Genomic DNA, 13,549 nt, shown 5'->3' with positions numbered 1-13,549 from the left:
GGCGGCGACGCCCCGGTGGACCTTCACGAAAGATTCAGATGCTTCAAAAATTGAAAATTGGTACCCGCCTGGCCCTGGCCTTTGCCGTGCTGCTGTTGCTGATATCGGCCCTGGCGGCCGGTGGCATCAGCGGGGCCAAGCGGTTGACCGAGCGCAGCGCAGCCCTGTACGGCGATCGCACCGTGCCGATGGGGGTGCTGGCCGAGATCAGCCACCTGACGCAGCGCAACCGCGTCCTGGTCATGGACATGTTGATGGACCCCGGCACCAGCAACCTGGAAGCCAGCCATGCGGCCCTGACCGCCAATGTCGAGCGCATCCAGGCCCTGTGGAAGGACTACGCCGCCAAACCGCTGGGGGCGGAGGAACAGGCCCTGGCGCAGGCCTTTGCCGATGCCAATGCCACCTATCTGGACAAGGGCCTGATCCCGGCGTCGGCCGCGCTGGTGGCCGGCAAGTACGACGACGGCTCGGAGCTGTACATCACCCAGATCCGCCCCAATGCGCTCAAGGTGCAGGACGCCATCGAGCGCCTGGTGGCGCTGCAGATCAACGTGGCTGCGGCAGAGTTTGCAGGGGCGCGCGCCATGAGCGACACCATCCACTGGTGGATGCTGGCCGCCACCGCCCTGGCATTGCTGGCAGGTGCTGCGATGGCCTGGGTCATCACCCGTTCGATCTCGCGGCCGCTGCGTCAGGCCGTGGTGCTGGCACGCACTGTGGCGGGGGGCGACCTGACGGCGCAGATCGATGTGCGTGGCAACGACGAGACCGCCGAGCTGCTGGGGGCCCTGCGTGAGATGAACCACCAGCTGGTGCGCGTGATCACCGAGGTGCGCGCCAGCACCGAGACGGTCGCCCACGAGGCCGTGGTGATGGCGGGCGGCACCGAAGACCTGGCACGCCGCACCGAGGTGCAGGCATCCAATCTGCAGGAGACGGCCGCGTCGATGGAGCAGCTGACCATCACGGTGCAGCACAACACCGACAACGCCCAGCGTGCCACCGCCCTGGCGCAAGAGGCGAGCAGCGTGGCCAACGAAGGCGGCAGCGTGATGCGCGACGTGATCGCCACCATGCAGGAGATCAAGACCCAGTCGCAAAAGATCACGGACATCATCAAGGTGATCGACGACATCGCCTTCCAGACCAACCTGCTGGCGCTGAATGCGGCGGTGGAGGCCGCGCGTGCGGGTGAACAGGGCCGGGGCTTTGCGGTGGTGGCTGGCGAGGTGCGGGGCCTGTCGCAGCGCAGCAGCATGGCGGCCCGGGAGATTCGCGGCCTGATCTCGGCCAGCGTGCAGGGTGTGGAGCGCGGGTCCACCCTGGTGGGGCAGGCGGGCGAGCGTGTGGCCAACACCGTGCACCATGTGAACCAGGTGGTGTCGCTCATCACCGCCATCAAGGATGCCGGGCAGGAGCAGGCCCGGGGCATTGCCCAGATCGGAGAGGCCGTGCGCCAGCTGGACGCGGCCACGCAGCAGAACGCTGCGTTGGTGGATGACAGTTCGTCCGCCTCGACCGGCATGAAGAATCAGGTAAGGCGCCTGCTGGAGGTGATTCACCAGTTCCGCCTGACGCCGGATATGCCCCTGCCTGCTGCAGGCGCGCCCTTGCTGGAAACGGCAGGGTTGCCTCCTGCCGTGGCTCTGGAGGGCGGGGCCGGCAGTCGCGCGCAACTGGCCATCTCGGCCCGCTAGCCCGGCGGCGGCGTGGTCTCTGCATCGCATGGCCTATGCCGCCAATGACCGAGGCATTGCCACCCACCACGCCAAGTCCTGCGCCATGAACCGCACCGACGTATTGATCGCGATTGCCGAAGTGGCGCGCAGTGGTGGCGCTGCCGCCCCCGAAGACGCCATCTCCCAGCTGGCGATGCTCATTGATGATCTGGAGCTGTCCTGCAGCGGCTCGGAGCAGGTGATGGAGATGCTGCTGCGCATCGCCGCCTGCCTGTGGAACCTGCAGCAGGAACGCATGCGCCTTTGAACAGGTGCCTTGGCATGCTGCATGGCCCTGATCTCTCACCGATCAGGGCGAATGAAATGATCACTCGTCCAGCGTCTCGAGCGAAGCCACCTGGTTGCGCCCCCGGTGCTTGGCCAGGTACAGCGCCTGGTCGGCACGGTCGAGCATGTCGCGCAGGCTGCGATCGCTCTGGCGGAAGGTACCCACACCCAGGCTGGTGGTGACGCGGTAGCTGTGGCCTGCATCGTCCGTCAGTTCCAAGGCGCGGATGCTGTGCAGCATGCGCGTGGCCACCTCCAGGCCCTCGGCCAGTGTGGTCAGGGGCAACAGCACGCCAAACTCTTCACCGCCCAGTCGGCCCACGGCATCGCTGGCACGCAACTGGCCCTTGATGGCCTGCGCAAATGCCATCAGCGCCCGGTCGCCTTCCAGGTGGCCAAAACGGTCGTTGATGGCCTTGAAGTGGTCCAGGTCCAGCATCAGCAAGGTCAGCGGCTCGCCGTTGCTGCGTGAATGGGCATAGGCCGACTCGGCGCATTCAAGAAACGCGCGGCGGTTGGCAATGCCCGTCAGCATGTCGGTGGTGGCCAGGCGCTGCAGCTCGCGCTCCAGGTTCTTGCGTTGCGTGACGTCGCGGTAGATGCCTTCGACCCCCGCAAAATTGCCTGCATGGTCGTACAGCGCGTGGCTGCTGATGGAGATGTCGATCACCGTGCCATCGCGCCGCACCATCTGGCCCGGAAAGTCCGACACCTCGCCGTGTTCCATGATCGCGGCCTTGAACGCGTCGCGGTCTTTGCTTTGGGGGTAGTACGACTCGGCCGTGCGGCCTTCGATTTCGTGGGGCTCGTAGCCCAGCACCCGGCGCACGCCTGGGCCCACATGCTGCACGATGCCCTGCGCATCGGTGCGGTAGTACACGTCCTGCATGTTCTCGAACAGGCGCCGGAAGTTCTGCTCGCTCTCGCGCAGCTGGGCCTCGATCTCGCTCTGGTGTGTCATGTCCATGCCGCACATGAGCACGGCGGGGGCACCGTCCCATTCCATGGCCACACTGCTGATCAGCACCATGCGCAAGTTGCCGCGCTCGGTGCGGATACGGAACTCAGAGGATTTGTTGGGCCGCCCGGCCTGCTCGGGCACGGCCACTTGCTGGATGCGGTTGGTGGAGCGCACCTGGTCCAGGGGGTGCACAAAGTCGCCAGACAGCCGCCCGATCAGGCTGTCGATACTGGGCGCCTCCAGCAACTCCATGCTGGCGGCGTTGGCAAAGCGGATGGCGCCCTGTTGTGTGACAAGCACAGCCGCTGGCAACAGGTGCAGCAGGCGCAGGTCGTGGTTCATGGGCTGGTGGTAACCAAAAGTAATGCACCATTGTGGCACCTCGATGCGCAGGTGTGAAACGGCACCTGTCGCAGGCGGTACTATCGCCCATGAGAAAAACTTTCCAACTCCACGTTGAAGGCAAGAACCGCGATCGCGTTCTGGATGCCGTCAAGCACGAAATCCGCAAGTACATCAAGCGCGAACGGCGCCGCGACCTGCCCGAAGGCGCCGATTTCTGGGACTTTGACTGCCAGTTTGGCCGCACCAAGGAAGACGCCGCCGTGGCGCACCTGGCCGCCTTGACCGGGCTGATCAACGGCGTGGCCGCCGAGGGCGGCGCCCAGTTCTATGTGGAAATTCTGGCCAAGCCCGGCAAGCGCACACCCCGTCCGGCTGGTGAGGCTTCACACAGCGGGCCAGATGGCCTGGACGCGGACGACGAAGAAGGCGCGTAAGCCCTGGCGCTGGGTGGATGCCACCCCGCTCACCCTCAGTGAAGCACTGCAGGCCCCTTTCAGGGGCCTTTTTTGTGGGCAGCGGGGGCATCGGCTGCCTGCGCCGCTGCTGCGCGCAGCTTGTCCTTTTTGCTGGGGCGTTTGCCCTTGATGCCGCCGGTGCCCCCGGGGTCGGTGGATGGTGTGGGCGCGGGAGCCTCGGTGGGTTCAAAGCCCGCAATCTGCTCGCGTGGGATGGTGAGGTGCTGGCGTTTTTCGATCAGCCGGAAATGCGCCTCGGTATCGGCGGTCACAAAGCTCACGGCCATGCCGCTCTCGCCCGCCCGGCCGGTGCGGCCGATGCGGTGTACATAGTCCACGGCCGATCGGGGCAGGTCGTAGTTCACCACGGCAGGCAACTGCGCAATGTCGATGCCGCGTGCTGCGAGGTCGGTGGTCACGACCACCTGCCAGCGCTCGTCCTTGAACTCCTGCAGCACCTGGTTGCGCGCGCTCTGGCTCAGGCCGCCGTGGAAGGGCGATGCAAAAATGCCCGCCTTGTACAGCTTCTCGGCCACATGCTCGGCCGCGTATTGCGTGGCCACAAACACCAGCACGCGCGACCAGTTGTGCTCCTTGACCAGGTGGCGCAGCAACTGGGTGCGGCGGCTGGCGTCCACCGCAATGGCGCGTTGTTCGATGGCGGGCTCGTTACCCGGCGTGTGGGGCACCTCGACGCGCACCGGCTGCTTCAGCAGGCCATCGGCCAGCGCCTGCACTGCGGCTGGGAATGTGGCCGAGAAAAACAGGTTCTGCCGCCGGGCTGGCAACAGCGCCAGCACGCGCTGCAGTTCCTCGGCAAAGCCCAAGTCCAGCAGCCGGTCTGCTTCGTCCAGCACGAGGTGTGCCACGGCCGACAGGCGCAGCGCGTTGTGGTCCACCAGGTCCAGCAGGCGGCCCGGCGTGGCCACCACAATGTCGGCGCCGCCGCGCAGGCCCAACATCTGCGGATTGATCGACACGCCGCCGAACACGATGGCGATCTTGAGCGGTTGCTGCAGGTGCTGCGCCAGGCTGCGCAGCACTTCTCCCACCTGCGCTGCCAGTTCACGGGTGGGCACCAGCACCAGGGCGCGCACCCGGCGCGGGCCGCCAGTGGCGCTGAGCTGCAGCTGCTGCAGCAAGGGCAGGGCAAATGCCGCCGTCTTGCCCGAGCCCGTCTGTGCGGCACCCAGCAGATCTACCCCCTGCAGGATGGCCGGAATGGCGCCCGCCTGAATGGGCGTGGGCGCCACAAAGCCCGCCTGGGCGGCGGCATGGACAAGGGCGGGGGACAGACCGAGGGAGGCAAAAGGCATGGAAAGGCGCTGGGAATGCGTTGAAGAAGGCACGCAAGGCAGCGCGGACAAAGCAGTAATGGCCCGCATTGTCGCCGCGTTTGCCCGATGCCCTCTTGCCCGGTGCCTTCTCACAGGCCAGCAATGCGCGCCTTGCACCTGCAAGATTGCAGGGAATGCGAGTGCTCGGCCCCTGCGTTGGGCAACCGATAATCGGGCCGCCCCGTTTTTCGTTGACAGATTTCCCGGACCCGAACCCCATGGCTTTGCCCCTAGATACCTCCGCCATCACCCACGGCATCCAGCTGGCGGTGGCGCCCGTGTTTTTGCTCACTGCGGTGTCCGGCATGATCGGCGCGGTGGCCGGTCGCCTGGCCCGGATCATTGACCGGGCGCGTGTGGTGGAAGACCGCGCGCGCGTCAATGCCGAACCCGAATTTCTGGCCCGTGCCTACAAGGAGCTGGCGGACTTGCGTTTGCGTGGACGGCTGGCCAACGGTTGTATTGCGCTGCTGACGTTTTGTGCCTTCCTCATTGGCACGACCATCATCCTGCTGTTCCTGGGCGAAACCACCGACTTTCAGTCCAGCCGCCTTGCGGTGGGCGGGTTTCTGGCGGGTGTTGCGTGCTTTTTGCTGGCGCTGGTGTGTTTTCTGACCGAGACGCTGCTGGCCACGCGCCTGCTCGACTTTCACATGCTGCAGCAAGAGGTGGAGGGGAAGAAGCCATGAAGTCTTTTGCCGACCTGGGTGGCCTGGTGTATTCCACCGAGTCGGGCCGCATGTGCCCCACCTGCCGCCAGCCGGTGGCGCAATGCACCTGCAAACAGAACAAGCCCCTGCCCACGGGCGACGGCATCGTGCGCGTATCGCGCGAGACCAAAGGGCGCGGCGGCAAGGCGGTCACCTTGGTCAAGGGTGTGCTGGTGGACGAGACTGCGCTGGAGCAGCTGGGCAAGCAACTCAAGGCCGCCTGTGGCAGCGGCGGCACGGTGAAGGACGGCGTGATCGAGGTGCAGGGCGACCACGTGGAACGCGTGATGGCCGCGCTGCAGAAGCTGGGCCACAAGGTCAAGCGCGCAGGCGGTTGAGGAGCCCAGGGCAATGGACGCAGACAAACTGCAACGCCTGGTCACCACCGAGATGCCGTACGGCAAGCACAAAGGCACGCTGCTGGCGGACCTGCCGGGCAACTACCTCAACTGGTTTGCGCGCGAGGGGTTTCCCAAGGGCGAGTTGGGCCAGTTGCTGGCGCTGATGCACGAGATTGATCACAACGGGCTGTCGGACCTGCTGCGGCCCTTGCGGGGGCGGTGATTCTTCCCCAGTGCCTGCGCCACATCGGGCGCTGGCCACAGGCCGCTGGAGCGCCACAACATGGTGACGATCATGGCCAAGGCAATCAGCAGCGGGCGCATCACGCCCGCATCCAGTAGCCCGTGCGTTGCTGCCTGCAGGGGGCCAACCACATAGCGCAGTACCTCTGGCAGCGCTGCGAGCAGCACGGCTCCCAGGACCACCCCGGGGATATGCCCCATGCCGCCAAACACCACCATGGCAACGATGAGCACAGACTCCTGCAGGCTGAAGGCCTCGGGGGAAACGAAGCCCTGAAAAGCCGCAAACATGGCGCCAGTCACTCCGCCAAAGCTGGCGCCCACGCCGAAGGCCAGCAGTTTGAGGTTGCGGGTGTTGATGCCCATGGACCGGGCTGCGGTTTCATCGTCGCGGATAGCCATCCATGCGCGGCCGATGCGGGAGTGTTGCAGGCGCAGACAGACAACGATGGTGAGCGTCACCAGCGCCAGAAACAGGTAGTAGTACAGCGTGACCGACGCCACCTCATGGCCCGCCACCACCAGGGGTCGGCCCAGGTCCACCCCCAGGATGTGCACCGGGTCGATCAAGCCCAGACCTTGGGCGCCCTGCGTGATGTTGACGGGGTGGCTCATGTTGATGACCAGCAGGCGCACGATTTCGCCAAAGCCCAGGGTGACCACCGCCAGGTAGTCCCCCCGCAGCTTGAGGGTGGGGGCTCCCAGCAGCATGCCGAGCAGGGCCGCGCATGCCGCGCCCAGCGGGATGGTCACCCACCAGGGGGCGTGCAACCCCTGCGGGAACAGCGCAGCGATCCACGCAAAGTGGTCGGTCAGGTGGGGTGAGGTCAGCAGGGCAAACAGGTAGGCACCCAGTGCGTAGAAGGCCACATACCCCAGGTCCAGCAGGCCTGCATAACCCACCACCACGTTCAGGCCCAGTGCCAGCATGACGTACAGCAGGCTGACGTCAGCAACGCGCACCCAGTGGTGACCGAAGGTTTGCAGTACCAGGGGCAGCAGGAGCACTGCGAGGACCAGGCCTGCTTGCGTGCTACGCCGTTCGAAGATCGTGCTCATGGGTGATGCCGTGGCTGGGGCGGTGGATGGGACGCTGCATGAAGCGCCAGTGGCTGTGCAGTGCCAGCGGCACCTCGGTGCCTTCGTAGGCCGCGCAGTCGGCGTAGCCGTGGGCTTCGTACAGGCGGTGTGCTGCCTGCATGAAAAGGGCGGTGTCCAGGCAAATGCGGGTGTAGCCCGCCTGAAAGGCATCTGCGTACAGCTTGCGCAGTGCCGACGAACCGAGATGCAGGCCCCGGTAGGCGGGGCGGACGTACAGGCGCTTGACTTCGACGGTGCCTGCGCCCAAGGGCCGCAGGCCACACATGCCTGCGGCTTCGCCATTCACGGCGATCAGGTAGTACGCGCTGTTTGGCTGGTTTCCGGTCTGTGAGACCTTCAATCCGGGCAGGTCCTCCGGTGGCAGCGGCAAGCCGGCACGCGGGGAGAGGGCTGGAAAGCACCGGGCTGTTTCGCCATGTACCCAGCGCAGATATTCAGCCTGCAAACCCATCAGCGACTTTCGGGTTTCGCAGGTGCTGGTGGAGTCGGCGCTAAGGAATGACGGGTTCGGCATGGCGTGAATGTGTGGAAATGCAAGAAGGTTAGACTGGATCGAATCGGCCAAAAAGTGGCTTTCATTCCTTTTATTGCGGAATAAAAAGATTGAATTTTCCGTGCTCAACCGGAGTAAACAACGCAGATGGACAAGCTCAGTGGCATGTTGGCCTTTGTGAAAACAGCGGAGCTGGGCAGCTTTGTGGCCGCCGGACGGGCGCTGGAGATATCGGCGTCTGCGGTGGGCAAGGGCGTGGCGCGGCTGGAGCAGGAGGTGGGCGTGCGCCTATTGCAGCGCAGCACCCGGCGCATCCAGCTGACGGCAGAGGGGCGCCTGTTCCATGAGCGCTGCCGGCGCGTGCTGGACGACCTGGACGACGCGCAGGCCATGCTGTCGCTCTCGCGGGAGACACCACGGGGAAAGCTGCGGGTGAGTGCGCCCATCGTGGGCTACCACTTCCTGATCCCCCTGGTGCCGGAGTTTCTGGCGCGCTACCCCGAGGTGGAGCTGGACATCACGTTCAGCGACCGAGCGATCGACCTGATCGACGAAGGCATCGACGTGGCGATTCGCAGTGGCGACCTGCGCGATTCACGCCTGGTGTCGCGGCCCTTGCAGACCTTTCGGCTGCTGCTGTGCGCTGCGCCCAGCTACCTGGAGCGCCACGGCACGCCCGCTGCACTGCGCGACCTGGAGCGGCATGCCTGCGTGCGCTTTCGTCACCCGGATTCCGGCAAGCTGCTCGACTGGCCGTGGCGCGAGGACCTGGGCAGCGACGAGCCACGCCTTCGCACGGTGCTGGCCTGCAACAACATCGAAGCCGTTCTGGGTGCCACCCTGCGGGGGATCGGTATTGCCTGTATGCCCGACTTTCTGGTGCGCGATGCCCTGGCTGAGGGGCGACTGGTGAGCGTGCTGGAGCCGCACCTGGGCCCGGCCCGCCAGTTCCGGGCACTGTGGCCTTCCAGCCGCCATCTGTCGCCCAAGGTGCGCGTGTGGGTGGATTACCTGGGCGCGCAGTTGTCCCGCCCGCCATAATCGCGGCCATACCAACAACCACACCGAGGGAATGCACATGAAGGGCAATATCGCTGCGATCGTTCTGGTCGTGCTGGGCGTGTTTTTTCTGCTGACCAACCTGGGACTGATCAGCATCAGCCTTCGCGAGCTGCTGCGGGTGTGGTGGCCTGTGGCGCTGATAGCAGTGGGTCTGGCGCTGTTCTTCACGCCGGGTAACAAGGGCAAATAAGCCAGAAGCGGGCGCTGGCGACCGCGTTGCCAGTCGGCAGTCTTCAACCTCGCTGGGTTTCTCCGCTGCCCTGTTGGCGGGCGCCGTGCTCATCGCGCCCATGGCGCCCATGGCCCTCGTCGCGGGGCTGCACAAAACCGGGGTCGTTCGCAAAGTAGCCCCGGAACAGGTTGCGTGCAATGCCATGGGCCGCCACCTGCAGGTCGTGCGCCACCTCCGGCGCAAACAAGCGACTGGTGTGCTTTTGCCACAGCGCCACCCAGGCCGCAAAGTGGGCGGGTGTGACGCCCTCCAGCGCCATGTGTTTGCCGAAGACATCGCCTTTGAAGCTGCGGGCGCCTAGCGCGACGGTGCTCCAGAAGTCCACCAGGCGCTGCAGGTGGGCGTCCCACTGGCCGTGCAGGGCCTTTTCAAACACCGGGCCCAGCAGCGGGTCGCGCCGCACATCCCCGTAAAAGCCGTGCACCAGTTGCGTGATGCTCTCCGCGCTGGGGGCGAGCTTGCCGGCGGTCTGTGTAGGGTGGGCTTCTTCGGTCATGGCGGCAGTGTGCTGGCTCACTGGCAGCCGCAGGCTGACGTGGCACAAGCTTGCGCGGGTGCAGCGCTGGCTTCGAACCGCGGAAACAGCACGTTGTTTTCCAGGTGGATGTGGTTGATGAGGTCGTCGCCCAGCTGGGCAATGCCCGCGTAGAGCGCGCGCCAGGTGTTGCATGCACCTTGGGGAGGCGTGGCGTCATTCGTCAGCGCGTTGAGCTTGTCCAGCGCCTCGCCATGGTCCACATGTTCGGCGCGCATCATGCCGATGGGCTGGCCCACAAACGGGTTGCCGCCGTTCTTGAGCATGGGGAACAGCACCTGCTCTTCCTTGAGCATGTGCGACAGCAGCTCCTCGTGCATGGCCTCCAGGTGGTCGGCCAGGCCGACCGGCACCTGCGGGTGGTCGCGGTGCACGGCCTCCACGCGGCGGGCCATGCGGATCAGCTCGGGCAGCTGCTGGCGGTGCACCTCGTGGTAGCGCGCCAGGATGTGGTCGATGAGCGCGCTGGGCGACGCTGCCTCGGGCACGGCGTCGCTGCGCTGCAGGGCCGCCAGCTCGGCCAGCACGGCGTCGGCGTCCAGCCCCTTGTCGGCAGCCGCCTTGGCCAGGCTCACTTGGCCGCCGCAGCAGAAGTCCAGCTTGAGGCGCCGAAACACCGCCGTGGCGCCCGGCAACTGCACGGCAATCTGGCCGATCTGCTGCTCGGCGCTCAGCGGCAGTGGGGTGGTGGGGGCTGTGGCGTGCAGGGTGTCGATGCGGGCGTTCATGGTGGTCCTTTAAAGATTCATACCGTGTGAATATTTTAGCGGATAAAATTCAGGATGTATGCATCTTTTTGATTGATCTGCGGCAAACCCATGCGACTGACCCAATGGACCGACTACACGCTGCGCGTGCTGATGTATTGCGCCGCCACCGAGGGGCGGGCGCAGCCCGTCACCATCACGGAGGTGGCCGAGGGCTATGGCATCTCGCGCAGCCACCTGATGAAGATCGTTCAGCAGCTGTCGGCGCAGGGCCTGCTGGAGACCACGCGCGGGCGGGGCGGTGGCATGCGGCTGATGATGCCGGCGTCGTCCATCCACATTGGCGCGGTGGTGCGTGCCACCGAGACGGACTTCAACCTGGTGGAATGTTTTGACCCCGCCTCCAACCAGTGCCGCCTGAGCAGCCACTGCCGGCTCAAAGGGGTGCTGGGCCAGGCCATGCAGGCCTATCTGGAGGTGCTGGATGGCGTGACGCTGGCGGACCTGGTGGCGCCCACGTCACCCCAGGGTGTGGCGCTGCTGGCCACGGTGGCCGCCCCGCGCGCCGGCAGTGCCCGCCGCAGGGCCTCGTTGGTGCCCGGATTGCCCGATGCACCTGGGTTTGAATAAAAACGGCGTGATGCGCTAGTGCTACATGCCTGGATAGCTATCAAATTAATAGTATCCAGTGGCACCCTGTACGTACTGAGGCGCCACGCCGCTCAGCGCAGCACTTCCAGCAAGCGGTCGAGCCCGCCCTGGTTGATGGCCACCTTGGCCTGTGCACGCACGGCGGGCTTGGCGTGGTAGGCCACCGACAGGCCGGCGGCACCCATCATCGGCAGGTCGTTGGCGCCGTCGCCCACGGCAATCGCCTGCTGCGGCGAAATGCCCATGAGCGAGGCCACTTCCAGCAGCGTGCGGCGCTTTTCTGCGCCGTCGCAGATGTCGCCCCAGGCCTGGTCTACCATGCGGCCCGTCAGTTGGCCGTCGTGCATTTCCAGCATGTTGGAGCGCGCAAAGTCGATGCCCAGGCCCGCCTTCACGCGGTCGGCAAAGAAGGTGAAGCCGCCCGAGACCAGCAGCGTGGTGAGGCCCGCAGCCTTGGCGGCGGTGATCAGCTCCTTGGCACCGGGGTTGAAGCGCAGACGCTCGGTGAACACCTGCTCCATGTGCTGCACCGTCACGCCCTTGAGCAGGGCCACACGCTGGCGCAGGCTCTCCTTGTAGTCGGTGATCACGCCCTGCATGGCTGCCTCGGTGATGGCGGCCACCTCGGCCTTGCGGCCGGCGGCATCGGCGATTTCGTCCACGCACTCGATGTTGATGAGGGTGGAGTCCATGTCAAAAGCGATGAGCTTGTAGGCGGACAGGGACAGCGGAGGCTCGATGCCCTGGATGACGAGGCCAGGGGCGAATTCGGTTGCGTGGGTCATGGCAGAAAAAGGGGGAACAAATGCGGGGTAAGAACCCGCAATGGTATCCCTGGCAGGCTTTTGTTCCCGTCGTGCCCGCCACGCTCGCTCCAGGCGCTACCCCGGAGACTGGGCGGCAGAGGCTGCGCCCCGCGCTGGGGCTCTTGTCAGATCATGTGCCTCAGCGGGGATGCGGCAGGTTCTGGCCGCCGCCTTTGAGGGCCTTGGTGGCCGGGTTGGGCTGGGGCGGCTCGTTCATCTTGACCAGGAACATGCGCACAAAAAATGCGGCCATGCAGATCATGAACCCGATGCCGATGATGCTCATCAGGCCGTAGTCGGTAGAAAACAGATCGTTCAGCAGCTTCATGGAGACCCTCCTTGTGGTGGTGTTCACCACTATCGGATGGTCCCTGCGGCGGCTGCTTGTGCTGTGTCAAAGACTGCGGCGTGCGGGCAAGATGCAGGTCAAACCATGGCGGGATAGCGGCCAGTGCCTTCGGGCCAGGGCGTGAGCACCTCGAACCCGTCGGCCGTCACGGCCACCATGTGTTCCCACTGGGCGGACAGGGAGCGGTCGCGGGTGACCACGGTCCAGCCGTCGGCCAGCTCCTGCGTATCGCGCTTGCCGGCGTTGATCATGGGCTCGATGGTGAAGACCATGCCTTCCTCCAGCCGCAGGCCCTGGCCGCGCTGCCCGTAGTGCAGCACCTGGGGCTCGTCGTGGTAGATCTGCCCGATGCCATGGCCGCAGTATTCGCGCACCACGCTGAACCGCTCGCGGTGGGCCACGGTCTGTATGGCATGGCCCACATCGCCCAGCGTGGCGCCGGGGCGTACCTGGGCAATGCCGGCGCACATGGCCTCGTAGGTGGTGTCCACCAGGCGGCGCGCCAGCGGGCTGGGCTCACCCACAAAGTACATGCGGCTGGTGTCGCCAAACCAGCCATCCTTGATGATGGCCACATCGATGTTGATGATGTCGCCCGCCTTGAGCACCTGCCCGGGCGAGGGAATGCCGTGGCAGATCACATGGTTGACCGAGGTGCACACCGTTTTGGGATACCCCAGATAGCCCACGTTGGCGGGGGTGACCTGCAGTTCGTTCACGATGTAGTCGTGGCAGAGCCGGTCCAGTGCCTCGGTGCTGACGCCGGGCTGCACGTGCGGCGTGATCATGTGCAGCACGCGGGCGGCCAGGCGGCCGGCCTCACGCGCCTGGGCGATTTCGGCGGGGGAGCGCAGGGTGACGCGGGACGACTTCATTGAACACGCCGCCCGCTGTGGCCCGGCTTGGCGGCCACGGAGGCCGCCACCGTGTCCAGATCAAAGCCCCCGGCCTGTTCGGCGCGGATCAGCAGCTGGCAGATGTCGCTGTGGTCGAGGTTGGGATGCAGCTCGGCCAGCATGCCGATGCGCATCCAGTGTTCTGCCTGTGCGTTGATGGAGCGAGACAGGGCGTTGCTGGCAACGCGCAGGTTCTCGTGCATTTGGTCTGAAATTTTGACAATACCCATGCAGCGAATTGTATGCGAAACATATACGTTTCGTATCGCTGCGTGTCTGCAGTCCCTGTGGTGCGCGTTGGCAACACTGCGCTGAT

General features: G+C 65.5%; 19 protein-coding genes. 9 read left to right on the top strand and 10 right to left on the bottom strand.

Annotated features, from left to right (window positions below; genetic code table 11):
* Positions 1-38: 38 nt before the first annotated feature.
* Both ASC83_RS15440 and ASC83_RS15435 read left to right on the top strand, forming a co-directional pair.
* Positions 39-1,700 (top strand): methyl-accepting chemotaxis protein, encoded by a 1,662-nt coding sequence (locus tag ASC83_RS15440; RefSeq protein WP_056064275.1) that lies wholly within the window; start codon positions 39-41, stop codon positions 1,698-1,700.
* Between the two features lie 28 nt (positions 1,701-1,728).
* Positions 1,729-1,989 carry a hypothetical protein gene (locus ASC83_RS15435; RefSeq protein WP_056064272.1) on the top strand — a complete coding sequence of 87 codons (261 nt, stop codon included), beginning with the start codon at positions 1,729-1,731 and terminating at the stop codon, positions 1,987-1,989.
* Between the two features lie 60 nt (positions 1,990-2,049).
* Here ASC83_RS15435 and ASC83_RS15430 read toward each other — a convergent pair whose 3' ends face one another.
* Positions 2,050-3,312, bottom strand: coding sequence for a sensor domain-containing diguanylate cyclase (locus tag ASC83_RS15430; protein WP_056064269.1), 1,263 nt, complete (start codon positions 3,310-3,312; stop codon positions 2,050-2,052).
* Between the two features lie 89 nt (positions 3,313-3,401).
* On the opposite strand from ASC83_RS15430, the gene ASC83_RS15425 reads away from it, so the two are divergent.
* Positions 3,402-3,749 carry a DUF6172 family protein gene (locus tag ASC83_RS15425; protein WP_056064268.1) on the top strand — a complete coding sequence of 116 codons (348 nt, stop codon included), beginning with the start codon at positions 3,402-3,404 and terminating at the stop codon, positions 3,747-3,749.
* A gap of 59 nt (positions 3,750-3,808) precedes the next feature.
* Here the strand turns inward: ASC83_RS15425 and ASC83_RS15420 are convergent, their stop codons facing one another.
* Positions 3,809-5,086: a DEAD/DEAH box helicase gene (locus ASC83_RS15420; protein WP_056064265.1), complete on the bottom strand. Its 1,278-nt coding sequence runs from the start codon at positions 5,084-5,086 to the stop codon at positions 3,809-3,811.
* 239 nt (positions 5,087-5,325) lie between these two features.
* Between ASC83_RS15420 and ASC83_RS15415 the strand changes: the two genes are divergently transcribed.
* Genes ASC83_RS15415 through ASC83_RS15405 form a run of 3 tightly spaced genes read left to right on the top strand, consistent with a single transcriptional unit; the run spans position 5,326 to position 6,381 of the window.
* Positions 5,326-5,796, top strand: coding sequence for a DUF2721 domain-containing protein (locus ASC83_RS15415; RefSeq protein WP_056064262.1), 471 nt, complete (start codon positions 5,326-5,328; stop codon positions 5,794-5,796).
* The gene (locus ASC83_RS15410) at positions 5,793-6,155 is read left to right on the top strand and encodes a translation initiation factor Sui1 (RefSeq protein WP_056064260.1); all 363 of its coding nucleotides are present in this window, start codon (positions 5,793-5,795) and stop codon (positions 6,153-6,155) included. Before ASC83_RS15415 ends, ASC83_RS15410 begins: the two co-directional genes overlap by 4 nt.
* A 13-nt stretch (positions 6,156-6,168) precedes the next feature.
* The gene (locus ASC83_RS15405) at positions 6,169-6,381 is read left to right on the top strand and encodes a DUF3820 family protein (protein ID WP_056064258.1); all 213 of its coding nucleotides are present in this window, start codon (positions 6,169-6,171) and stop codon (positions 6,379-6,381) included.
* Here ASC83_RS15405 and ASC83_RS15400 read toward each other — a convergent pair.
* The gene (locus tag ASC83_RS15400; protein ID WP_056064256.1) at positions 6,336-7,460 is read right to left on the bottom strand and encodes a branched-chain amino acid ABC transporter permease; all 1,125 of its coding nucleotides are present in this window, start codon (positions 7,458-7,460) and stop codon (positions 6,336-6,338) included. The genes ASC83_RS15405 and ASC83_RS15400 overlap by 46 nt on opposite strands.
* Positions 7,435-8,016 carry a GNAT family N-acetyltransferase gene (locus ASC83_RS15395; RefSeq protein WP_082522474.1) on the bottom strand — a complete coding sequence of 194 codons (582 nt, stop codon included), beginning with the start codon at positions 8,014-8,016 and terminating at the stop codon, positions 7,435-7,437. The genes ASC83_RS15400 and ASC83_RS15395 overlap by 26 nt, the downstream gene beginning before the upstream one ends.
* A gap of 126 nt (positions 8,017-8,142) precedes the next feature.
* Here ASC83_RS15395 and ASC83_RS15390 point away from each other — a divergent pair, with 126 nt between their 5' ends.
* Together ASC83_RS15390 and ASC83_RS24155 are read left to right on the top strand one after the other, a co-directional pair.
* Positions 8,143-9,036 (top strand): LysR family transcriptional regulator, encoded by an 894-nt coding sequence (locus ASC83_RS15390; RefSeq protein ID WP_056064250.1) that lies wholly within the window; start codon positions 8,143-8,145, stop codon positions 9,034-9,036.
* Between the two features lie 37 nt (positions 9,037-9,073).
* Positions 9,074-9,247 (top strand): LiaI-LiaF-like domain-containing protein, encoded by a 174-nt coding sequence (locus ASC83_RS24155; RefSeq protein ID WP_165836502.1) that lies wholly within the window; start codon positions 9,074-9,076, stop codon positions 9,245-9,247.
* Positions 9,248-9,290: 43 nt separating this feature from the next.
* On the opposite strand, the gene ASC83_RS15385 is transcribed toward ASC83_RS24155, so the two are convergent.
* Both ASC83_RS15385 and ytfE read right to left on the bottom strand, forming a co-directional pair.
* Positions 9,291-9,785: a group III truncated hemoglobin gene (locus ASC83_RS15385; protein WP_056065125.1), complete on the bottom strand. Its 495-nt coding sequence runs from the start codon at positions 9,783-9,785 to the stop codon at positions 9,291-9,293.
* A gap of 17 nt (positions 9,786-9,802) precedes the next feature.
* Positions 9,803-10,552, bottom strand: coding sequence for an iron-sulfur cluster repair protein YtfE (gene ytfE / locus ASC83_RS15380; protein WP_056064247.1), 750 nt, complete (start codon positions 10,550-10,552; stop codon positions 9,803-9,805).
* Positions 10,553-10,642: 90 nt separating this feature from the next.
* Between ytfE and ASC83_RS15375 the strand changes: the two genes are divergently transcribed.
* The gene (locus ASC83_RS15375) at positions 10,643-11,161 is read left to right on the top strand and encodes an Rrf2 family transcriptional regulator (protein ID WP_056065122.1); all 519 of its coding nucleotides are present in this window, start codon (positions 10,643-10,645) and stop codon (positions 11,159-11,161) included.
* 92 nt (positions 11,162-11,253) lie between these two features.
* On the opposite strand, the gene serB is transcribed toward ASC83_RS15375, so the two are convergent.
* The 4 genes from serB to ASC83_RS15355 all read right to left on the bottom strand — a co-directional run bounded on the left by serB (position 11,254) and on the right by ASC83_RS15355 (position 13,463).
* Positions 11,254-11,967, bottom strand: a complete 714-nt coding sequence (gene serB, locus ASC83_RS15370; RefSeq protein WP_056064244.1) for a phosphoserine phosphatase SerB — start codon at positions 11,965-11,967, stop codon at positions 11,254-11,256.
* Positions 11,968-12,127: 160 nt separating this feature from the next.
* Positions 12,128-12,316 (bottom strand): DUF3149 domain-containing protein, encoded by a 189-nt coding sequence (locus tag ASC83_RS15365; RefSeq protein ID WP_056064241.1) that lies wholly within the window; start codon positions 12,314-12,316, stop codon positions 12,128-12,130.
* 98 nt (positions 12,317-12,414) lie between these two features.
* Complete coding sequence (gene map / locus ASC83_RS15360) at positions 12,415-13,212, bottom strand: type I methionyl aminopeptidase (protein ID WP_056064239.1); 798 nt, start codon at positions 13,210-13,212, stop codon at positions 12,415-12,417.
* Entirely contained in the window at positions 13,209-13,463 is a 255-nt protein-coding gene (locus tag ASC83_RS15355) for a ParD-like family protein (protein ID WP_015014749.1), read from the bottom strand. Before ASC83_RS15355 ends, map begins: the two co-directional genes overlap by 4 nt.
* Between the last annotated feature and the right edge of the window lie 86 nt (positions 13,464-13,549).

Origin of the sequence: Acidovorax sp. Root402 (assembly GCF_001425125.1) — a bacterium.
In the GTDB taxonomy this organism is placed as follows: domain Bacteria; phylum Pseudomonadota; class Gammaproteobacteria; order Burkholderiales; family Burkholderiaceae_C; genus Acidovorax; species Acidovorax delafieldii.
Note: the sequence above shows the minus strand (reverse complement) of the source record. Positions and strands in the feature narration are given on the sequence as shown.